Below are 18,878 nucleotides of genomic sequence, written 5' to 3'. Positions count from 1 at the left end.
CGGGCCCCGGCCGGGGGGCGGTCCCCCGGCGCGGCCGGCCCGCGCCCCGGCCCGGGGCCCGGGGGCCCGGGGGGGGGCCCCCCCGCCCCCGCCCCCCCCCCGGCCCCCCCGCGGGCCCCGGCCCCCCCGGCGACGCTCAGCCGCGCTCGGCGATGCTCAGCCGGGCGAGCGCGTGCGGCTGGACCAGGCCGGGCAGCAGCAGCGTCCAGAGGTCGGCCAGCCGCTGGATCAGGTCCTGCCGGTCGGTCAGCACCTGGGAGCTCAGCTGGATGCCGGTGACGGCCCCGGTGACCACCCCGGAGGCCGCGGTCAGGTCGATCCCCGGGTGGAGCTCGCCGGCCTCCTGGGCGCGCGCCAGCAGCTCGCGGACCATGTCCATCCAGCCCTGGTAGGCCGCGAGCTGCGGCTGGGTGAAGCTGCCGTGCTCGATGGTCAGCCGGATGCTGCCGCGCACCAGCGGGTCGGTCTGGAGCGCGCGGGCGAAGGCGTACGCGAGGTCGATCAGGTTCTGCACCGGGCTGTCCGAGGCCGGTGACCAGCCGGAGATGAAGATGCCCTGTCCCTCGATGACGGCGAGCGCCAGCTCCTCCTTGGAGCGGAAGTGGAAGTACAGCGCGCCCTTGGTGACGCCGGCGCGGTCCAGGATCTCGGACATGGTGGCGGCGGCGTAGCCCCGCTCGTCGAACACCTCGGCCGCCGCGAGGAGTACCGCCTGGCGGGTCGCCAGCGCGCGGGCCTGCCTGGCCATCGCAGCCTCCCTGGAAAGTTCTGATCTCGGCAGCGGCCGATCCTACGGGGGCGGACCTGGTGGCGGACGCATACCGTCCAGTACGCATCCTACCGAGCCCGCCGCGGGCCCTTCCGGCCCCGGCCGACCACGCGGTGGCGCCGCCGGTCCGGCCCGGGCGAACGCCGACGGCCGGCCACCCGGGTGGGGTGACCGGCCGTCGGCTCGGGCCGTAGGCCGTCAGGCGGCCTGCTGCCAGCTGAACGGCGAGTAGTACGCCGGGCGGCGCTCCAGGCGCTGCCAGCTGGCGATCGGCTCGACCGGCGCGGCGGCTGCGGCCTGCTGCGCGACGGCCGCGCGCGCGGCGAGGACGGCGGTCAGGGCGGCGAGTTCCTCGTCGGTGAGACTGCCGCGGACGATGCGGACGAGGGGTTCGGCGGAAGCGGTCATGTCCTGGTTTCTCCCCCGGTTGCTGTGGTCTGAGGTGGGTGCCGGTACGGAAGGCTGCGGTGCGCGTTCGGTGGAGCGCGCCGCTACATCGGCGGGTTGCCGTGCTTGCGGCTGGGCAGGTCGGCGTGCTTGGTGCGGAGCATGGCCAGGGCGGAGGCGATCACCTGGCGGGTCTCGGCGGGGTCGATGACGTCGTCCACGAGGCCGCGCTCGGCCGCGTAGTACGGGTGCATCAGCTCGTTCTTGTATTCCTTGATCTTCTGGGCGCGCATGGCGTCCGGGTCCTCGGCGGCGTTGATCTCGCGGCGGAAGATGACGTTGGCGGCGCCCTCGGCACCCATCACGGCGATCTCGTTGGTCGGCCAGGCGTAGGACAGGTCGGCGCCGATGGAGCGGGAGTCCATCACGATGTAGGCGCCGCCGTAGGCCTTGCGCAGGATGAGCGAGATGCGCGGCACGGTGGCGTTGCAGTACGCGTAGAGCAGCTTGGCGCCGTGGCGGATGATGCCGCCGTGCTCCTGGTCGACGCCGGGCAGGAAGCCGGGGACGTCGAGGAGGGTGACCAGCGGGATGTTGAAGGCGTCGCACATCTGCACGAAGCGGGCGGCCTTCTCGCTGGCGTTGATGTCCAGGACGCCGGCCAGCGACTGCGGCTGGTTGGCGATGATGCCGACGACGTGGCCGTCGACGCGGGCGAGCACGCACAGGACGTTGGTGGCCCAGCGCTCGTGGACCTCCAGGTACTCGCCGTGGTCGACGATCTCCTCGATGACCTTGCGCATGTCGTACGGGCGGTTGCCGTCGGCGGGCACCAGGTCCAGCAGGCCGTCGTTGCGGCGCTCGACCGGGTCGTCGGTGACGACGGAGGGCGGCATCTCGCGGTTGTTCTGCGGGAGCAGCGACAGGAGGTAGCGGACCTCCTCGATGCAGGACTGCTCGTCGTCGTAGACGAAGTGGGAGACGCCGGAGACGCCGGCGTGGACGTCCGCGCCGCCGAGGCCGTTCTGGGTGATCTTCTCGCCGGTCACGGCCTGGACGACGTCGGGGCCGGTGATGAACATCTGCGAGGTCTCGCGGACCATGAAGACGAAGTCGGTCAGCGCGGGGGAGTACGCGGCGCCGCCGGCGCACGGGCCGAGCATCACCGAGATCTGCGGGATGACGCCGGAGGCCTTGGTGTTGCGCTGGAAGATGCCGCCGTAACCGGCCAGGGCGGTGACGCCCTCCTGGATGCGAGCGCCGGCGCCGTCGTTCAGCGAGACCAGCGGGGCGCCGGCCGCGATGGCCATGTCCATGATCTTGTGGATCTTCTGCGCGTGGGCCTCGCCCAGCGCGCCGCCGAAGATCCGGAAGTCGTGCGCGTAGGTGAACACGGTGCGCCCGTGCACGGTGCCCCAGCCGACGATCACGCCGTCGGTGTGCGGCTTCTTGGCCTCCAGGCCGAAGCCCTGGGCGCGGTGCCGGCGCAGCGGCTCGACCTCCTGGAAGGAGCCCTCGTCCAGCAGCAGCTCGATGCGCTCGCGGGCGGTCAGCTTGCCCTTGGCGTGCTGGGCCTCGGTGGCCTTCTCGCTGGGGCCGCGGCGGACCTTCTCGCGCAGCTCGTGCAGCTCGGCGACCCGTCCGCGGGCGTCGGCCGGAATCTCGGGAACCTCGCCGTCGACCGGCGCCTCATGCACAACCGTCATCTCGAACCACTCCAAGGGTGAGGGAACTGTCCGACAGCCAACGTCTGCTGTGCCCCCGGCTGCGAATCACTTTCTTCACTTATGACTGTACGAGGGGCCGTGCGCTGGTTTCGGCGTCGATTCCGTACAAGGTCGGGTTCGTTTAGCTGTCAGGCCTGCACAGAAGCGGTCGGTTCGGTCACTGAGCGCTCGGTGTTCGCTTGGATACCGGGGGTTGTCGAACAGATGATGGTCCGATGATCTGAGCATGAATAAAAGCGCAGGTCAGGGCCGTCTCCCGGTACTGTAAGCCGGTCCTCTTGTGGCGCGCTCAAGGTCCGCTCAAGCCCGGCTGCCGGGGGCCCGCCGCCGGGGTGAGGGGGTCGCGAGTCGTAGGGAAGCGCCAAAAACACCGCAGCCCACCCCGTGTGCTGGGGGTGGGCTGTCCGGGCGAGCGTGCGGACCTGCCGTGATCAGCTCTTCCTGCCGTCCTCGGGTTCGTCGCGGTCGCGCAGATCCCGCTCGCGGCGACGGAGATCGGCCTCCCACTGCTTGAGCATGTCCTCGTGGTCTTTGTCGTTCTTCTTCAACGAGGCGAGGAACTCGGGGTCGTCGTCAGGGGCCAGCGGGCGTCCGCCGGGGCGGCCGGGGCGGTCGTCGGCCGGGTACCCGCTGCGGGCCCCGGCGGACGCGGCCCGCAGGAAGCCGCGCTGCTTGCCGGCGATCAGCCAGGCGATCGGGCCCAGCGGCGGGAAGAGCAGCACGATCAGCACCCAGACCACCTTGGGCAGGTGCTTCACCTCGTCCTCGGGGGTGGTCAGGCAGTCCACGAACGCCCAGACCCAGAGCGCGAGCGGAAGGATGATGGTCAGAAGAATCCTCGGCACGGCTGGGATCTCCCCCCGGGCGACGACGGCGGCGGGCGCCTACCAGGGGCCCTTGACCGGGCCAGGCTATCGGGTGGCGGATACTGACAGGCATGGCATACGACGATCTCCGCTCGTTTCTCCGCGCCCTCGACCGCGAGGGTGACCTCAAGCGCATCAAGGCCGAGGTGGACCCGCACCTGGAGATCGGCGAGATCGTCGACCGGGTGCAGAAGGCCAAGGGCCCGGCGCTGCTCTTCGAGAACGTCAAGGGCTCGTCGATGCCGCTGGCGATGAACGTCTTCGGCACCGAGCGGCGGCTGGCCAAGGCGCTCGGCCTCAAGGGCCCGGACGACATCTCCGAGAAGATCGCCGGCCTGCTCAAGCCCGAGCTGCCGCAGGGCTTCACCGGCTTCCGGGACGCCTTCGGCAAGCTCGCCTCGATGGCGCACGTCCCGCCCCGGCACGTGAAGTCCGGCGACGCCCCCGTGCAGGAGGTCGTGCTCACCGGTGACGACGTCAACCTGGACGAGCTGCCCGCCCTCTTCACCTGGCCGCTGGACGGCGGCTCCTTCTTCAACCTGGGCCTGACCCACACCAAGGACCCGGACAGCGGCATCCGCAACCTGGGCCTCTACCGGCTCCAGCGGCACGACCGCCGCACCATCGGCATGCACTGGCAGATCCACAAGGACAGCCGCAACCACTACGCCGTCGCGGCCAGGCGCGGCGAGCGCCTCCCGGTCGCGATCGCCTTCGGCTGCCCGCCCGCCGTCACCTACGCGGCCACCGCTCCGCTGCCCGGGGACATCGACGAGTACCTCTTCGCCGGCTTCATCGCCGGGGAGCGGGTCCGGATGGTCGACTGCAAGACCGTGCCGCTCCAGGTCCCGGCCGACGCCGAGGTGGTCCTGGAGGGCTGGCTGGAGCCCGGCGAGATGCTGCCCGAGGGCCCGTTCGGCGACCACACCGGCTTCTACACCCCGCAGGAGCCGTTCCCGGCGCTGAAGATCGACTGCGTGACGATGCGCCGCCGGCCGATCCTCCAGTCCATCGTGGTCGGCCGCCCGCCGACGGAGGACGGCCCGCTGGGCAAGTTCACCGAGCGCTTCTTCCTGCCGCTGCTGAAGATCATCATCCCGGACATCGTCGACTACGACCTGCCCGAGGCCGGCGGCTTCCACAACTGCGTGATCGTCTCGATCGACAAGAAGTACCCCAAGCACGCCCAGAAGACGATGCACGCGATCTGGGGCGCGCACATGATGTCGCTGACCAAGCTGATCATCGTGGTGGACTCCGACTGCGACGTGCACGACTACCAGGAAGTCGCCTGGCGGGCCTTCGGCAACGTCGACTACAGCCGCGACCTCACCGTCGTCGAGGGCCCGGTCGACCACCTCGACCACGCCTCGTACCAGCAGTTCTGGGGCGGCAAGGCCGGCATCGACGCGACCCGCAAGCTGCCCGAGGAGGGCTACACCCGGGACGGCGGCTGGCCCGAGATGGTGTCCTCGGACCCGGCCACGGCCGCCCTGGTGTCGCGCCGCTGGAAGGAGTACGGACTGTGAGCACGGCCGCCGTCGAGACCCCCGGGCGCACGAAGGCCTTCCTGCGCCTGGTGATGATCGAGCACTCGGTCTTCGCCCTGCCCTTCGCCTACATCGCCGCGCTGACGGCGATGTTCCTCGCGGACAGGCGGGTGCACTGGGGCGAACTGTTCGTCGTCACTGTCTGCATGGTCGGGCTGCGCACCTTCGCGATGGCCGCGAACCGGATCATCGACCGCGAGATCGACGCCCGGAACGCGCGGACCGCCACGCGCGAACTCGTCACCGGCGCGGTCTCGTTGAGGACCGCGTACGTCGGCTCGGCCGTCGCGCTGGTGGTCTTCCTCGGCGCGGCCGCGATGCTCAACCCGCTCTGCCTGGCGCTCGCGCCGGTGGCCGTGGTGCCGATGGTCGTCTACCCGTACGGCAAGCGGTTCACCGACTTCCCGCAGGCGATCCTCGGCCTGGCCCAGGCGATGGGCCCGGTCGGCGCCTGGCTCGCGGTGACGGGCAGCTGGTCCTGGGACGCGGTGGTGCTGGGCGTGGCCGTCGGCATCTGGATCGGCGGGTTCGACCTGATCTACGCCTGCCAGGACGTCGAGTCCGACCGCGAGCACGGCGTGCGCTCGGTGCCGGCGCGGTTCGGAGTGCCGGCGGCGATCCGGGGCGCGCGCGTGTGCCACGTCCTGACGACGCTTCTGCTGGGCTGGTTCGCGGTCCTGACGGACGCCGGGGTGGCGTTCTGGATCGGCCTGGCGGTCGTCGCGGGCGCGTTCGTCTACGAGCACACCATCGTGAAGCCGAACGACCTCTCGAAGCTCAATCGGGCGTTCTTCCAGACGAACGGCTTCGTGGGGATCTCGCTCTTCTTCTTCGCCCTGGTGGACCTGGTCGTCCGCGGGCTCGGGATCTGATCCCGGAGGCCGGTCGAGCGAGCGGCCGGGGCGGCCGGCGGGCGACCGTGCCGCCCCGGCCGCTCGGTCGTCCGGGGCGGCGCGCGTCCCGTCCGGGGCGGCCTCAGCCGTGCAGGAAGCCCTCCAGCGACACCGCCAGGGCCACCGGGGCCTCGTACATCGGGTAGTGCCCGCTGCCGGCGAGCTCCTCCAACTCGGCGTTGGGGTAGTGGTCGAGGAAGGTGCCGCGCATCACCTCGGCGGTGAGGGCGAGGTCGTGCTCGCCGACGATCACCTTGACCGGCACCGGGTTGCCGTCGATCCGGGGCCGCAGGTCGGCCGTCGTCCAGTCGCGGACGTAGCCGCCGAAGGCCTCGGGGGTGGACAGCCGCAGGGACTGGTCGACCATGCGGTCGAGCCAGACCCGGCCGGCCCGCTGGCCGGTCACCAGGTCCAGGATCGCGAAGCGCTTCTCCCGGTCCTCGGCGGCGCCGTGGAACAGCGCCTCGCCGGCCTCGTCCAGCTGGTACGGCCCGGCGGGCACCGGGGCCAGGCCGACGAGCTTGCGCACCCGCAGCGGCGCCTCGGCGAGCACCTGCTGGGCCGCCTTGCCGCCCATCGAGTGGCCGACCAGCGAGAAGCGGTCCCAGCCGAGCTGGTCGGCCAGGGCGAGCGCGTCGGCGGCGATCTCGGCGAGCGTGTACGCGCCGGGGACGTCCTTGCGCCGCCCGTAGCCGCGGTAGTCGAGGAACGCGTAGCCGAACGCGTCGCCGTCGAGGTAGTCGAGGAACGGGCCCCAGCCCGCGCTGGTGCCGAACCAGTCGTGCAGGACCAGGACGTGGTGGTCGCCGGTGCCGACCAGGTGGTGAGGGATCGTCATGCCAACGGTCGTTCCCCGCGATCCGCCCGCCCGAACGGACGGTTCGCGGGGAGCGGGCGGCGGCTACTGCTCGTCGATGACGGCCTGGTACTGGGTGGCCGAGAGCAGGCCCTTCAGCTCGTCGGCCTTGGTCACGGCGAGTTCGATGATCCAGCCGTCGCCGTACGGGTCGGAGTTGATCGACTCGGGATCGTCGCTCAGGTCCGTGTTGATCGCGGCGACCGTCCCGGACAGCGGCGCGTAGAGCTCGCTCACCGACTTGACGGATTCCACCGTGCCGAACGCCCGGCGGGCTTCGAGCTTGTCGCCCACCTTGGGGAGTTCGACGAAGACGATGTCGCCGAGCTGCTTCTGGGCGTAGTCGGTGATGCCGACGCGGGCCCGGTCCTTCCCCACCGTCTCCACCCACTCGTGGTCGTCGGTGTACTTGAGGTTCGTCGGGATGGTGCTCATGGCGGCCTCCGGGGAGTCGGCATCGGAGCTGACGGGTCGCCAGGTCCGAGGAGGAGCCTGCTACAGGCGCCGCCCCTGCGCCGCCAAGCTCACCCGATCGAGTGAGTTCAGGCGTCGCGCCGGGCGAAGGCCGGGGCGTGCTCGGGGAGCGGGCCGAGGGCGATCAGGCGGGACAGTGCCTGTCGGAAGCCGGGGGCGAAGCGGGCCAGCAGCACCAGGCGCTGCGGCGGGCCGATCCGGCGCCCGCTGAGCACCGGCTCGAACATGATGCCGTGCAGGACCCGCTGCATCCGCTGCATGATCACCGTCGGCCGCCACCGGCGCCGCTGCACCCGGGCGAGCGCGGCGGTGGTCGGGCGGCCGTGGCGCAGCGGTTCGGCGAGCAGGGTGGCGGTGGCGACGGCGTCCTGGATGGCGAGGTTGATGCCCACCCCGCCGGCCGGGGACATCGCGTGGGCGGCGTCGCCGATCAGCAGCAGTCCGTCGGCGTACCAGCGGTGCAGCCGGTTGAGCCGGGCGTCGAGCATGTGGACGTCGTCCAGGTCGGCGAGCTGGTCGACCCGGTCGGCGTACTGGGGCAGCAGGTCGGCGATCCGGGCGCGGAAGCGCTCGATGCCCTCGGCGCGCAGCTGCGGGTCGGAGCCCTTGGCCCGGAAGTAGCCGATCTGGAAGTAGTCGTCCCGGGTGAGGCTCAGGGCGATGTCGCCGTGTCCGAAGCCGGGGACGAGGTTGGGCGGCGCGGAGCGCTCGTGGGGGTGCCGGGGCAGCCGGAACCACCAGACGTCGAAGGGCACCGGGAACTCCCGGGGCGTCAGGCCGGCCGCCCGGCGCAGGGTGGAGTGCCGGCCGTCGGCGGCGACGGTGAGGTCGGCGCGCAGCTCGCCCTCCTCGCCGTCCCGGGTGCGGTACCGGACGCCGACCACCCGGGCGCCGTCCTTGAGCAGTCCGGTCGCCTCGGTGTTCATCCGCAGGGTGAAGGTGGGTTCCTGCCGGGCCTCGGCGACCAGGAAGTTCAGCAGGTCCCACTGCGGGATCATGGCGATGTAGTTGTACGGGGGCCGCAGCCGTTCGTAGGCGCTCAGTGCGACGGGGGCGCCGCCGCGGGGTTGCACCACCAGGTTGCCGAGGCGGCTCTGCGGCAGGGCGGCGAACTTCTCGCCGAGGCCGAGCTCGTCCATCAGCCGCACGGTGGAGGCGTGGACGGTGTCGCCGCGGAAGTCGCGCAGGAAGTCCCCGTGCTTCTCCAGCACGGTCACCTCGACGCCGGCGCGCGCCAGCATCAGGCCCAGCATCATTCCGGCGGGCCCGCCTCCGGAGATCACGACGCTCATGGCTCTCCCCTTTCAGTGCTCGAATGATCACTGTCCGTGTGGAACCTGTATATATAGAATCTCTGGAACCGTTCCAGGTGTCAAGTAGTACGATGCCTCACATGAAGGAGCTGGTGACGGCCGCCCTCACGGCGGCGAAGGAGCGGGGCCAGGACGTCGCCGACGTCCCGCTGACGGCGATCGCCGCGACGGCCGGGATCTCCCGCAGCACGCTGCTGCGCAGGCTCGGCGGCTCCCGGGCGGCGCTGGACGAGGCGGTCCGGGAGTCGGGGACCGATCCGGGCGGGCGGCCGCCGGTGCGCGAGCGCGCGATCGAGGCGGCGGCGCTGCTGGTCGCCGAGCGCGGCCTGGCCGGGGTCACCCTGGACGCGGTGGCGGACCGGGCCGACTGCTCGCTGCCCAGCCTCCACACCGTCTTCGAGGGCCGCGACGGCCTGCTCGCCGCCGTCTTCGAGCGGCACTCCGCGCTGCCCGACCTGGAGGCCCTCGCCGCGGACCCGCCGGAGGACCTGGAGGGCACCGTCCGGGCGCTGCACGCCGTCTTCGCCGCCGCCTTCACGCACCAGCCGCGGATCGTCCCGGCGGTCTTCGCCGACCTGCTCGGGCGGCCGGACGGCCCCGCCGCCCGGGTGATGGCCGCCAACCTGCCGCGGCTGCTCGCCGGCCTCGACCGGCTGCTGCAGCCGCACGTCCGGGCCGGCCGGCTGAGGCCGCTGCCCACTGCGGTGCTGGTCCAGCTGCTGCTCGGCCCGCTGCTCAACCACGTCCTGATCCGGCCGGTGCTGGAGCCCCTGCCGGGCGCCGGGCTGCCCTCGACGGACGAGACCGTCGAGATCTTCGTCGGCGCCTACCTGCGTGCGGTCGCCCTCCCGGAGGCGGGAGCGGCGGAATCCGGGGGCGACGGCAACGCGCCCCGAGGAGGACCCTGATCGGCAGACTGCAGTGCCTGGTGCTCGACTGCCCGGACCCGGCGGTGCTGGCCCGCTTCTACGCCGGTGTGCTCGGCGGTGAGGTGGATCGCCCGGACCGGCGCTGGGAGCTGGACCGGGACTGGTCCACGCTGCACCTCGACGACGGCTCGGTGCTCTGCTTCCAGCGCGCCGCCGACCACCGGCCGCCGCGCTGGGGCGACCCCGAGCACCCCCAGCAGGCGCACCTGGACGTGGACGTGGCGGACCTCGACGACGCCGAGCGGCAGGTGCTCGCCCTCGGCGCCGTCCGGCTGCACGACGCCGGCGGGTGGCGGGTCTACGCCGACCCGGCCGGGCACTTCCTCTGCCTGGTCCGCTCCCCTCGGGGCTGACTCCGGAAGGGGACGCGACGACGGGTCGGCCGGCGCCCGTCAGCCCATCAGGAGCAGCCGGTCGCCGACCCGCAGGCGGCCCGGGGCGGCGACCTCGGCGAGGGCGTCGAGCAGGCCGTCGTGGGCGTGCACGACGGCCTTGAGGATCTCCGGCGCGTGCGGCAGCCCGGGCTGCGGGGCGCCGGTCATCGCGCAGCGCTCGCTGGACGCCACGAAGGAGAGCCGAGCGCTGCCGGGGGCCTCGCCGGACGCCTGGCGGCCGAGCCAGGCGTCCTCGACGAACGGCGGGGTGCCGGGCGGGGTGCGCAGCACGATGTTGGGGCGGAACCGGCGCTCGTCGATCACGGCGAACGGGACGGCCTCGCGGACCCAGTCCAGGGTGGCGGTGCTGAGCACGCTGACCGGCAGCCGGTCGAAGTGGGAGACGGCGTCCTCGCGGGCGAGTTCGACGTCCTCGCGCTGGAGGTAGGCGCGCAGGAAGACGTTCGGCCGGTCGACCGGGCGGCCGAGCGGGTCGAACAGTTCGGGTCCGTCGATCCGGTGGCCGAGCCGGGCGGAGAGGCGGAGCAGTCCGTCCATCCGGCGGAAGCGGCGGGTGTTCTTGCCCGAGCCGAGCTTGCCGGCCGCGTCGCGGACGGCGTAGAGGCGGTCGCCGGCCAGGCCGCGCTCGTCCACCTCGACGGAGTCGAGCCGCTCGCCGCCGGCGGATTTCACGGGGTAGCGCCAGAGTCGCTCGATCACTCCGATGATCTCAGCCATGGCCGGACAGCGTACTGGCGTTGACGGGGGATGGTCTAGACCAAGTACCGCAAGGGTTACCGCCGGGTCAGCCCAGCCGGGCCACCGCCCGCACCGGCGCGCCGTCCGCCGCGACCAGCCGCAGCGGGAACAGCGAGACCTCCACCGGCAGACCGGCCTCCTGGGCGGCCAGCAGCGGCCGCAGGTCGGTCAGGTTCTCGGCGATCACCCCGCCGCCGGACGCCCCCAGCAGCACCCGGTGCGCGGCGAGCGAGGGCTCGTCGGCGGTGCCGTGGTCGTGCTCGTCGGTGAGGTCGGCGAGCAGGGCGGCCACCGCGGGATCGCCCGGGCCCGGGTCGGGGGTCGGGTCGACGCTGAGCGCGTCCACCCCGACCGTCCGCACCCCGGCGGCGACGATCGCCTCGGCGGCGGCCGGGGTCAGGCTCGGGTGGGCGAGGTAGGTGTCGGTGCCCCAGTGCCGGGCCCAGCCGGTGGCCAGCAGCAGGACGGTGCCCTCGGCGGCCCGCTCCAGCGCGGGCGCCAGCAGCTCGGGGGTGACGGCCGTCCGGGGCTCCAGCCCGCGCAGGTCGGCGACCACGGCCGGGCCGGTGAACCGCTCCAGCGGCAGCCCGTCCAGGGTCGGCCAGGTGACGTCCACGTGGTACGGCGCGTCCACGTGCGTCCCGGACTGCGAGCCGAGGTGCAGGGCCAGCACGTTCACCCCGGCGGTGGCCGTGGTGAGCGCGGGCTCCAGCAGGACGGCCGGATCGCCGGGGTAGACCGGCATCGCGGTGGTCACCTGATGGGTGAGGTCGACGAGGGTCGCTGCCATGCGCCCATCCTCCCAGCCCCCGTCCACCCCGTGGACCCCCCGGTTCCCGGCGCCACCCGGCCCGCCGCGAGGGCCCTGGTGAGCGGAGCGGACGGAGCCGGATAGAAATGCCCCATGGGAACTGCGAAACGTCAGCCGTGGGTGGTCGGGGTCTCGGGGGCGTCGGGAACGCCGTACGCGGCCTCGGTGATCCGCGCGCTGCTGGCCGCCGGCGAGGCGGTGGACCTGATCGTCAGCCGCGCCGCCCGGCTCACCATCCTGGACGAGACCGGCATCTCCTTCCGGGACGCCCACTGGCGCGCCGACCTCGCCGCCTGGCTCGGGAGCGACCGGGGGCTGGACGACGTCCGCTACTGGCCCGCCGGGGACTTCGCGGCCGGCCCGTCCAGCGGCTCGTACCCGGCCAAGGGCATGCTCGTGGTGCCCGCGACCACCGGCGCGGTGGCCGGGATCGCGCTCGGCCTGAGCAAGGACCTGCTGCAGCGCGTCGCCAGCGTCACCCTCAAGGAGCGCCGCCCGCTCGTCGTCTGCGTGCGCGAGACACCACTCAACGGGGTGACGTTGAAGCACTTGGTGGAGCTCGACGCACAGGGGGCGGTCGTGCTGCCCGCCGCACCCGGTTTCTACGCCGGCGGCTCCACCGTGCGCGAACTCGTGGATTTCGTGGCCGGACGGGTGCTGGACGCCGTCGACGTGCCGCATTCCCTGTACCTGCGCTGGGAAGGGGAGTTGGGGGCGGCCGCCCGCAAGACGGCCGACGGCGAGGGCGCTGCGGCTGAGGGGGAGTAAGGAGACCGAGGGCGGGAGAGTATCTTCTCTGCGATATCCGGGTCGTTCGGCGCGAGGCGCCTTTGAATCCGGATAATGATCTGTGGGTCTGGAGAGGTTCGGAAGGACGCGGACGGTATATGGACACGGTGGACAGACAGCTCATCCAGGCGCTCCGGGAGAACGGCCGCGCGTCCTACGCCGAGTTGGGCCGCCTGGTCGGGCTCTCCGGCCCGAGCGTCACGGACCGGATCAACCGCCTGGAGCAGGCCGGGGTCATCACCGGCTACCGGGCGACGGTCAACCCGGCCTCGCTCGGCTTCGGTGTCACGGCCCTGATCGGCCTTCAACTCACCGACGCGGCGGACCACGAGGACGTCGCGTTCCGGCTGAAGGACCTCAACGAGGTCGAGGACTGCTGGTTCATCGCCGGCGACGACTCCTACATGCTCAAGGTCAGGGTGGCCGACGTGGCCGGCCTGGAGTCGGTGGTCAAGCGGATCTCGGGCACGAAGGGCGTGGCCAGAACCCGCACCACCGTCGTACTCTCCACGAAGTGGGAGAACCGGGTGAGTGAACTTCCTCCTGTAGGAGAGTGACGCATGGCACTGGTCGGACTGGAGGAGCTGCGTGCGGCTCGGCAGCGGATCGCGGGGGTCGCCGTGCGCACCCCGCTGGTTCCCGCCCCCTGGGCGGCCGAGGGGGAGCGGCGGCTCTGGCTGAAGCCCGAGAACCTCCAGCCGACCGGGGCCTTCAAGACCCGCGGCGCCTACAACCGGCTCGCCGCGCTCACCGAGGACGAGCGTGCCCGGGGCGTGGTCGCCCAGTCCAGCGGCAACCACGCGCAGGCGGTGGCGTACGCGGCCCGGACGCTCGGCATCAAGGCCGTGATCGTGATGCCGGACACCTCGCCCGCGGTGAAGGTCGAGGCCACCCGCTCGTTCGGCGCCGAGGTGATCCTGGTCGCGCCGCAGGAGCGGGACACCCTGCCCGCCGAGCTGGCCGAGCGGCACGGCTACGTCTGGGTCCCCCCGTACGACGACCCGTTCATCATCGCGGGGCAGGGCACGGTCGGCCTGGAGATCGCCGAGGACGCCCCCGCCGAGCTGGACACCGTCCTGGTGCCGGTCAGCGGCGGCGGCCTGATCGGCGGCACGGCGGCCGCGCTCAAGCTCACCCGCCCCGGCATCCGGGTGATCGGCGTGGAGCCCGAGCTGGCCGCCGACGCCCGGGCCAGCCTGCGGGCCGGCCGCCTGGTCGAGTGGCCGGTCGCCGACACCTACCGGACCATCGCGGACGGGCTGCGCACCCCGTCGCTCGGCGTGCTGCCGTTCGAGCACGTCACCGCCTACGTGGACGACATCGTCACCGTCACCGAGGACGAGATCCGCGCCACGGTGGCCGTGCTGGCCCGCCGCGGCCGGCTGGTCGCCGAGCCCTCCGGGGCGGTCGCCCCGGCCGCCTACTTCCACCGCGCCGCCGAGACCGGGGGCCAGGTGGTGGCGGCCGTGGTCAGCGGCGGCAACGTCGACCCGACACTGCTCGCCGAACTGCTCCGGGCATAGGCGTAACCTCGTTCCGGCAAGGAACCGAATGTCGGAGGAGGCGGGGCACCGCATGGACGCAGGGCTCAAGCGCGAGCTGGAGGCGAAGGTCTACGCGGGTGAGCGGCTGACCCGCGAGGACGGGATCGCGCTCTACGAGAGCGACGACCTGGCCTGGCTGGGCGGGCTGGCCCACCACGTGCGGACGCGGAAGAACGGCGACGTCGTCCACTTCAACGTCAACCGCCACCTCAACATGACCAACGTGTGCAACGCGTCCTGCGCGTACTGCTCGTTCCAGCGCAAGCCGGGCGAGAAGGACGCGTACACGATGCGCATCGAGGAGGCCGTCCGCCTCGCCAAGGCGATGGAGAGCGAGTCCCTCACCGAGCTGCACATCGTGAACGGCCTGCACCCGACCCTGCCGTGGCGCTACTACCCGCGCTCGCTGCGGGAGCTGAAGGCGGCGCTGCCGAACGTCTCGCTGAAGGCCTTCACCGCCACCGAGATCCACTGGTTCGAGAAGATCAGCGGCCTGTCCGCCGACGAGATCATGGACGAGCTGATCGACGCCGGCCTGGAGTCGCTGACCGGCGGCGGCGCGGAGATCTTCGACTGGGAGGTCCGCCAGCACATCGTCGACCACGACACCCACTGGGAGGACTGGTCGCGGATCCACCGCCTCGCGCACAGCAAGGGCCTCAAGACGCCCGCCACCATGCTGTACGGCCACATCGAGGAGCCCCGCCACCGGGTGGACCACGTGCTGCGGCTGCGCGAGCTCCAGGACGAGACCGGCGGCTTCCAGGTCTTCATCCCGCTGCGCTACCAGCACGACTTCCACGACTCCAAGGACGGCGTCGTGCGCAACAGGCTGATGGCCCGTACCGAGATGGCCACCGGCGCCGAGGCGCTGAAGACCTTCGCGGTCTCCCGGCTGCTCTTCGACAACGTCCCGCACGTCAAGGTCTTCTGGGTGATGCACGGCGTCACCACCGCCCAGCTGGCGCTCAGCCACGGCGCGGACGACATGGACGGCTCGGTGGTCGAGTACAAGATCACCCACGACGCGGACAACTTCGGCACGCCGAACAAGCTCGGCCGTGACGACCTGCTCGGGCTGATCCGCGACGCCGGCTTCCGCCCGGTGGAGCGCAACACCCGCTACGAGGTCATCCGCGAGTACGACGGCCCGGACCCGATGCGCCGTGAGTCCCCGCAGGCGATGCGCCTCTGACCCGCCCCACCCGCGCGGATCCACCCGCCGCCCCGGCCGATCGAAGGCCGGGGCGGCGGTTGTCTTCACGGCCTCCGCACGGGGCCCGGGTTTACCAACGGGTACGGCGTTTGGCAGGATCGAAGGCATGTCCGGTTCTGATCGTGCCACCGCGTACCCGCCGCACCAGCCGTCGCAGGAGCCGGTCGACCTGATGCCACACCAGCAGTACGAGGGCTTCCAGCCGTACCAGCAGCCGGTCCGGCAGGAGGACCACGGCCGGTACCAGCCGTACGGCCAGGCGTCCGACGGGTACTACGAGACGTACGACCAGCCGTACCCGCAGTACCAGCCGTACCAGGCCGAGCCCGTCGCCGAGCCGCTCTCCGAGTCCGTGTACTACGAGGCGGAGCCCGCTGCCGCGCCCGTCCACCAGGAGCCCGTTCACCACGAGCCCGTCGCCTACGAGCCCGTCCACCACGAGCCCGTCGCCTACGAGCCGCTCGCCTACGAGCCCGAGCCCGTCGTGCTCGCCGCCGCGCCCGTCGCGCCCGCGCCGGGTGCCCGGGCGGCGGCCCGGGGACGGCGGCGCAAGGCCAAGCAGAAACGTCACGGCAAGGCCATGATGGCCGGCACCGCGCTGCTGGTCGCCGCCACCGCCGGCTGGTACGCCGTCGGCCAGGACGACGCCAAGCCCGGCATCGCCGCCGCCGACGGCCCGGGACCGGAGGGCGTCAGCAAGCCCGACCAGCCCGCCCCGGCCCCCGCGGCCGTCCAGGCCGCCTCCGACCGGCAGGCCGCCGCCCCGGCCGCGGACCGCAGCCAGACCCGCGCGGACGGCTCGGTCGCCGCGATACCCGGCCTCGGCGCGACCTTCACCGCGAAGATCCCCGCCGTGACCACCCAGGTCGTGGTCGCCTCCGGCCAGGACAAGAACACCGACAAGAACACCGTCACCCTCTGGACCCGCACCCCCGAGGGCCGCTGGCTGGCCGGCGAGACCTGGCAGGGCCACAACGGCAAGAACGGCTGGACCGCCGACCACAACGAGGGCGACCTGCGCAGCCCGATCGGAGTCTTCGGCCTCACCGACGCGGGCGGCCGCAAGGCGGACCCGGGCAGCAAGATCCCGTACGACAAGGACCCGAGCTTCGTGGTCTCCGGCACGGGCTTCTTCGGCGACCAGCTGGAGGGCTCCTTCGACTACGTGGTCGCGATCAACTACAACCGCGTCGCCGGCAAGTCCCCGCTCGACCCGCGCCGCCCGATGGGCCCCAAGAAGGGCGGCGGCATCTGGCTCCACGTGGACCACGACGGCCCGACCCACGGCTGCGTGTCGATCCCCGAGGACAAGATGGCCCAGTTGATCCGCACCCTGGACCCGGCGGCCCACCCGGTCATCGTGATGGGCGACGCACCCACTCTGGCCGCCTGACCTCGGAGTACGCGGAACCCGGGCGCCGCAAGGGCCCTTGTCGACCTCCTACAGATCGAGAGGGCGGATCCTGTCACCGGTCATGCCCCGCTGACCAGCGGGTAACCCGGTTCCATGGCAGTATGAGCGGTTCGCGCATTGTGGCACTCGGCCACTACCAGCCCCCCAAGGTCCTCACCAACGACGACCTGGCGGCGCTGGTCGACACGGACGACGAGTGGATCCGCACCCGCGTGGGCATCCGCACCCGGCACGTCGCCGAGGACGAGACCCTGGTCGACCTCGCCACCGAGGCCGCCCAGAAGGCGCTCGCCAACAGCGGCCGGACGGCGGCGGAGATCGACCTCGTCGTGGTCGCCACCTGCACCGCGATCGAGCGCAGCCCCAACACCGCCGCGGCCGTCGCCGCCCGGCTGGGCGTGCGCTCGCCCGCCGCGTACGACATCAACACGGTCTGCTCCGGCTTCTCGTACGCCCTGGCCACCGCCGACCACGCGATCCGGGCCGGCGCGGCCCGCCGCGCCGTGGTGATCGGCGCCGAGCGGATGTCCGACACCCTCGACTGGACCGACCGCTCCACCTGCGTGATCTTCGGCGACGGCGCGGGCGCCGCGGTGGTCGAGGCCCAGGAGGACGGTGCCGAGCCCGGCATCGGGCCGGTGGTCTGGGGCTCGGAGCCGGAGCGAGGCGACGCCGTGGTGATCACCGGCTGGGACCCGGTGATCAGCCAGCAGGGCCAGTCGGTCTTCCGCTGGGCCACCACCCAGCTCGCCCCGCTGGCCCGCCAGGCCTGCGAGCGGGCCGGGATCGCCCCGTCCGAGCTGAAGGGCTTCGTCCCGCACCAGGCCAACCTGCGGATCATCGACGCGATCGCCGGCAAGCTGGGCCTCGGCGAGGACGCGGTGGTGGCCCGGGACGTGGTCCACTCCGGCAACACCTCGGCCGCCTCGATCCCGCTCGCCTTCTCCAAGCTGGTCGAGCGTGGCGAGCTCTCGCCCGGCGACCCGGTCCTGCTCTTCGGCTTCGGCGGCGGCCTGGCCTACGCCGGCCAGGTGGTGCGCTGCCCCTGACGCCATGGCCCCGGGCGGCCCCGTGAGGCCGCCCGGAGGCGCCGCGGCGCCGTCCGGACCCGAACACGCCGTGGGCGGGCACCCTGTCGAGGGTGCCCGCCCACCGGCATGTCTGGCGCGCGTGCGGTACGTCGGCGGACCTCCCCCGAGGACACGGCCGTCGTCCGCCGTACCCCGGACAGGAGGCCGGGGCTGCGCGCGGAGCGGATGGTGGATCGGAGGACGGTCCTACTTGGGCGCCTTCTTGCCGGTGACGCCCAGGTACACCAGGGGAGCGAGGTTGGGCTTGAGATCCTTGACCTTGACGCCCCAGGAGGTGAAGGCCTTCTGGTGCTCGGCCGCCGAGGCGAGCAGCGAGACCAGGGCCCCGGCCACGGCGTTCGGGTCGAGCGACTTGTCGGCCTGGCCCTTCGCCTGGAGTTCCCTGACGGCCTCGGCGAGTGGCTTGGCGACCGCGTTGAGGACCGTCATGCGGATCTTGAAGAACCGCTTGTCCCCTTCGGCGGCACCGAGCGTGACCACTCGGAGAATGGCGTCGTTCTTGCGCCAGAAGGCGAGGAATCCGTCGACCAGTTCTTCCGAAGTGGTCGGTCCGGACTTCCCTGCCCAGGACTTTCCGGCCACGAGCTCTTTGAGCTGGTCGGCGTCCTTGGCCATTTCCTCGGCGATTTCGAGGACAGCGCCCTCGACATCCGGGAAGTACTGGTAGAAGGTCGCGGGGGAGGTACCCGCCATACGGGCGACGTCGATGACCTTGACGTCCCGATAGGGCGACGTGCTGAGCATCTCGCGGAGGCAATCGAGCAGCTTCTGCCGCGTCTCCTGTCCGCGTCGCCCGGCGACGCGACCGTCGACGGTGCGAACTTGTCCTGTCATGCCGTCAGCTTACCGTGGCAAGATCTTGGCGCGATTCGGTGATGCGACTATTACTCCGCACGGGGGGTCGGTTATAGCGTCATGAACCGCTTCGGACGGATATTCACCGGGCCTCGAAGCCCCTCTTGAAGCCCCCCCGTGTGCTTTTGACCTCACAGCGTGACGGCGAGTCCGCTGAGGGGTGGTCGGGTGACAGAGCGTGACGATGGCCGAGGATCGCGGTGTCGTCCGGAAGTGGACGGTCCGCGGCTCCGCGCGCAAGCCGCCCCGGAGCGGGCGTCA

At 72.2% G+C, this 18,878-nt stretch carries 20 protein-coding genes; 10 read left to right on the top strand and 10 right to left on the bottom strand.

Annotated features, from left to right (window positions below):
• Nucleotides 1-136: 136 nt before the first annotated feature.
• The 4 genes from ACGF0D_RS31400 to ACGF0D_RS31385 all read right to left on the bottom strand — a co-directional run bounded on the left by ACGF0D_RS31400 (nucleotide 137) and on the right by ACGF0D_RS31385 (nucleotide 3,728).
• A complete protein-coding gene (locus ACGF0D_RS31400) occupies nucleotides 137-748 on the bottom strand; it encodes a ScbR family autoregulator-binding transcription factor (RefSeq protein ID WP_392867634.1) in 612 nt (203 codons plus the stop codon).
• A gap of 219 nt (nucleotides 749-967) precedes the next feature.
• Entirely contained in the window at nucleotides 968-1,177 is a 210-nt protein-coding gene (locus tag ACGF0D_RS31395; protein ID WP_392867631.1) for an acyl-CoA carboxylase epsilon subunit, read from the bottom strand.
• 83 nt (nucleotides 1,178-1,260) lie between these two features.
• Entirely contained in the window at nucleotides 1,261-2,862 is a 1,602-nt protein-coding gene (locus tag ACGF0D_RS31390; protein WP_392867628.1) for an acyl-CoA carboxylase subunit beta, read from the bottom strand.
• A gap of 452 nt (nucleotides 2,863-3,314) precedes the next feature.
• Nucleotides 3,315-3,728 carry a PLD nuclease N-terminal domain-containing protein gene (locus tag ACGF0D_RS31385; RefSeq protein ID WP_392921885.1) on the bottom strand — a complete coding sequence of 138 codons (414 nt, stop codon included), beginning with the start codon at nucleotides 3,726-3,728 and terminating at the stop codon, nucleotides 3,315-3,317.
• A 92-nt stretch (nucleotides 3,729-3,820) separates the two neighbouring features.
• Between ACGF0D_RS31385 and ACGF0D_RS31380 the strand changes: the two genes are divergently transcribed.
• A complete protein-coding gene (locus ACGF0D_RS31380; RefSeq protein ID WP_392867623.1) occupies nucleotides 3,821-5,278 on the top strand; it encodes a menaquinone biosynthesis decarboxylase in 1,458 nt (485 codons plus the stop codon).
• On the top strand, nucleotides 5,257-6,171 hold the full coding sequence (mqnP, locus tag ACGF0D_RS31375) for a menaquinone biosynthesis prenyltransferase MqnP (protein WP_392921890.1): 915 nt from the start codon (nucleotides 5,257-5,259) through the stop codon (nucleotides 6,169-6,171). Before ACGF0D_RS31380 ends, mqnP begins: the two co-directional genes overlap by 22 nt.
• A 103-nt stretch (nucleotides 6,172-6,274) precedes the next feature.
• Here mqnP and ACGF0D_RS31370 read toward each other — a convergent pair whose 3' ends face one another.
• The 3 genes from ACGF0D_RS31370 to ACGF0D_RS31360 all read right to left on the bottom strand — a co-directional run bounded on the left by ACGF0D_RS31370 (nucleotide 6,275) and on the right by ACGF0D_RS31360 (nucleotide 8,814).
• Nucleotides 6,275-7,030 (bottom strand): alpha/beta fold hydrolase, encoded by a 756-nt coding sequence (locus ACGF0D_RS31370; RefSeq protein ID WP_392867618.1) that lies wholly within the window; start codon nucleotides 7,028-7,030, stop codon nucleotides 6,275-6,277.
• A 63-nt stretch (nucleotides 7,031-7,093) separates the two neighbouring features.
• The gene (gcvH, locus tag ACGF0D_RS31365) at nucleotides 7,094-7,483 is read right to left on the bottom strand and encodes a glycine cleavage system protein GcvH (protein WP_392921882.1); all 390 of its coding nucleotides are present in this window, start codon (nucleotides 7,481-7,483) and stop codon (nucleotides 7,094-7,096) included.
• 107 nt (nucleotides 7,484-7,590) lie between these two features.
• A complete protein-coding gene (locus ACGF0D_RS31360) occupies nucleotides 7,591-8,814 on the bottom strand; it encodes an FAD-dependent oxidoreductase (protein ID WP_392867612.1) in 1,224 nt (407 codons plus the stop codon).
• Between the two features lie 101 nt (nucleotides 8,815-8,915).
• Here ACGF0D_RS31360 and ACGF0D_RS31355 point away from each other — a divergent pair, with 101 nt between their 5' ends.
• Together ACGF0D_RS31355 and ACGF0D_RS31350 are read left to right on the top strand one after the other, a co-directional pair.
• Nucleotides 8,916-9,743 carry a TetR/AcrR family transcriptional regulator gene (locus tag ACGF0D_RS31355; RefSeq protein ID WP_392921879.1) on the top strand — a complete coding sequence of 276 codons (828 nt, stop codon included), beginning with the start codon at nucleotides 8,916-8,918 and terminating at the stop codon, nucleotides 9,741-9,743.
• Nucleotides 9,740-10,117, top strand: a complete 378-nt coding sequence (locus tag ACGF0D_RS31350; protein WP_392921888.1) for a VOC family protein — start codon at nucleotides 9,740-9,742, stop codon at nucleotides 10,115-10,117. The genes ACGF0D_RS31355 and ACGF0D_RS31350 overlap by 4 nt, the downstream gene beginning before the upstream one ends.
• Nucleotides 10,118-10,156: 39 nt before the next feature.
• Here the strand turns inward: ACGF0D_RS31350 and ACGF0D_RS31345 are convergent, their stop codons facing one another.
• Both ACGF0D_RS31345 and ACGF0D_RS31340 read right to left on the bottom strand, forming a co-directional pair.
• The gene (locus ACGF0D_RS31345) at nucleotides 10,157-10,876 is read right to left on the bottom strand and encodes an MOSC domain-containing protein (protein ID WP_392921877.1); all 720 of its coding nucleotides are present in this window, start codon (nucleotides 10,874-10,876) and stop codon (nucleotides 10,157-10,159) included.
• A 67-nt stretch (nucleotides 10,877-10,943) separates the two neighbouring features.
• Entirely contained in the window at nucleotides 10,944-11,687 is a 744-nt protein-coding gene (locus ACGF0D_RS31340; RefSeq protein ID WP_392867600.1) for a cyclase family protein, read from the bottom strand.
• Nucleotides 11,688-11,801: 114 nt separating this feature from the next.
• Here ACGF0D_RS31340 and ACGF0D_RS31335 point away from each other — a divergent pair, with 114 nt between their 5' ends.
• From ACGF0D_RS31335 to ACGF0D_RS31310, 6 genes are all read left to right on the top strand, one after another.
• Nucleotides 11,802-12,476, top strand: a complete 675-nt coding sequence (locus ACGF0D_RS31335) for a UbiX family flavin prenyltransferase (RefSeq protein WP_392867597.1) — start codon at nucleotides 11,802-11,804, stop codon at nucleotides 12,474-12,476.
• A 119-nt stretch (nucleotides 12,477-12,595) separates the two neighbouring features.
• Nucleotides 12,596-13,054 carry an Lrp/AsnC family transcriptional regulator gene (locus tag ACGF0D_RS31330; RefSeq protein WP_030055719.1) on the top strand — a complete coding sequence of 153 codons (459 nt, stop codon included), beginning with the start codon at nucleotides 12,596-12,598 and terminating at the stop codon, nucleotides 13,052-13,054.
• A 3-nt stretch (nucleotides 13,055-13,057) separates the two neighbouring features.
• Complete coding sequence (locus tag ACGF0D_RS31325; protein WP_392867594.1) at nucleotides 13,058-14,020, top strand: threonine/serine dehydratase; 963 nt, start codon at nucleotides 13,058-13,060, stop codon at nucleotides 14,018-14,020.
• Between the two features lie 52 nt (nucleotides 14,021-14,072).
• Nucleotides 14,073-15,236 (top strand): aminofutalosine synthase MqnE, encoded by a 1,164-nt coding sequence (gene mqnE, locus ACGF0D_RS31320; protein WP_392867592.1) that lies wholly within the window; start codon nucleotides 14,073-14,075, stop codon nucleotides 15,234-15,236.
• 127 nt (nucleotides 15,237-15,363) lie between these two features.
• Nucleotides 15,364-16,650: a L,D-transpeptidase family protein gene (locus tag ACGF0D_RS31315; RefSeq protein WP_392921874.1), complete on the top strand. Its 1,287-nt coding sequence runs from the start codon at nucleotides 15,364-15,366 to the stop codon at nucleotides 16,648-16,650.
• Nucleotides 16,651-16,772: 122 nt separating this feature from the next.
• A complete protein-coding gene (locus tag ACGF0D_RS31310; RefSeq protein WP_392867586.1) occupies nucleotides 16,773-17,720 on the top strand; it encodes a beta-ketoacyl-ACP synthase III in 948 nt (315 codons plus the stop codon).
• A 228-nt stretch (nucleotides 17,721-17,948) separates the two neighbouring features.
• Here the strand turns inward: ACGF0D_RS31310 and ACGF0D_RS31305 are convergent, their stop codons facing one another.
• The gene (locus ACGF0D_RS31305; protein WP_049651546.1) at nucleotides 17,949-18,596 is read right to left on the bottom strand and encodes a TetR family transcriptional regulator; all 648 of its coding nucleotides are present in this window, start codon (nucleotides 18,594-18,596) and stop codon (nucleotides 17,949-17,951) included.
• Nucleotides 18,597-18,878: the final 282 nt, after the last annotated feature.

The sequence above is a fragment of the Kitasatospora sp. NPDC048298 genome (assembly GCF_043201465.1).
Lineage (GTDB): Bacteria > Actinomycetota > Actinomycetes > Streptomycetales > Streptomycetaceae > Kitasatospora.
The sequence above is the reverse complement of the archived record's forward strand: the minus strand, read 5'-3'. Positions and strand labels throughout refer to the sequence as shown.

Bases quoted from the DNA above. Each gene is read 5' to 3' on its own strand.
- ACGF0D_RS31380 (WP_392867623.1), top strand. From the start codon at position 3,821: ATGGCATACGACGATCTCCGCTCGTTTCTCCGCGCCCTCGACCGCGAG.
- mqnE (WP_392867592.1), top strand. From the start codon at position 14,073: ATGGACGCAGGGCTCAAGCGCGAGCTGGAGGCGAAGGTCTACGCGGGT.
- ACGF0D_RS31305 (WP_049651546.1), bottom strand. From the start codon at position 18,596: ATGACAGGACAAGTTCGCACCGTCGACGGTCGCGTCGCCGGGCGACGC.
- ACGF0D_RS31330 (WP_030055719.1), top strand. From the start codon at position 12,596: ATGGACACGGTGGACAGACAGCTCATCCAGGCGCTCCGGGAGAACGGC.
- ACGF0D_RS31395 (WP_392867631.1), bottom strand. From the start codon at position 1,177: ATGACCGCTTCCGCCGAACCCCTCGTCCGCATCGTCCGCGGCAGTCTC.
- ACGF0D_RS31310 (WP_392867586.1), top strand. From the start codon at position 16,773: ATGAGCGGTTCGCGCATTGTGGCACTCGGCCACTACCAGCCCCCCAAG.
- ACGF0D_RS31315 (WP_392921874.1), top strand. From the start codon at position 15,364: ATGTCCGGTTCTGATCGTGCCACCGCGTACCCGCCGCACCAGCCGTCG.
- ACGF0D_RS31335 (WP_392867597.1), top strand. From the start codon at position 11,802: ATGGGAACTGCGAAACGTCAGCCGTGGGTGGTCGGGGTCTCGGGGGCG.
- ACGF0D_RS31370 (WP_392867618.1), bottom strand. From the start codon at position 7,030: ATGACGATCCCTCACCACCTGGTCGGCACCGGCGACCACCACGTCCTG.
- ACGF0D_RS31400 (WP_392867634.1), bottom strand. From the start codon at position 748: ATGGCCAGGCAGGCCCGCGCGCTGGCGACCCGCCAGGCGGTACTCCTC.
- ACGF0D_RS31355 (WP_392921879.1), top strand. From the start codon at position 8,916: ATGAAGGAGCTGGTGACGGCCGCCCTCACGGCGGCGAAGGAGCGGGGC.
- ACGF0D_RS31360 (WP_392867612.1), bottom strand. From the start codon at position 8,814: ATGAGCGTCGTGATCTCCGGAGGCGGGCCCGCCGGAATGATGCTGGGC.
- ACGF0D_RS31340 (WP_392867600.1), bottom strand. From the start codon at position 11,687: ATGGCAGCGACCCTCGTCGACCTCACCCATCAGGTGACCACCGCGATG.
- ACGF0D_RS31390 (WP_392867628.1), bottom strand. From the start codon at position 2,862: ATGACGGTTGTGCATGAGGCGCCGGTCGACGGCGAGGTTCCCGAGATT.
- ACGF0D_RS31325 (WP_392867594.1), top strand. From the start codon at position 13,058: ATGGCACTGGTCGGACTGGAGGAGCTGCGTGCGGCTCGGCAGCGGATC.
- gcvH (WP_392921882.1), bottom strand. From the start codon at position 7,483: ATGAGCACCATCCCGACGAACCTCAAGTACACCGACGACCACGAGTGG.
- ACGF0D_RS31345 (WP_392921877.1), bottom strand. From the start codon at position 10,876: ATGGCTGAGATCATCGGAGTGATCGAGCGACTCTGGCGCTACCCCGTG.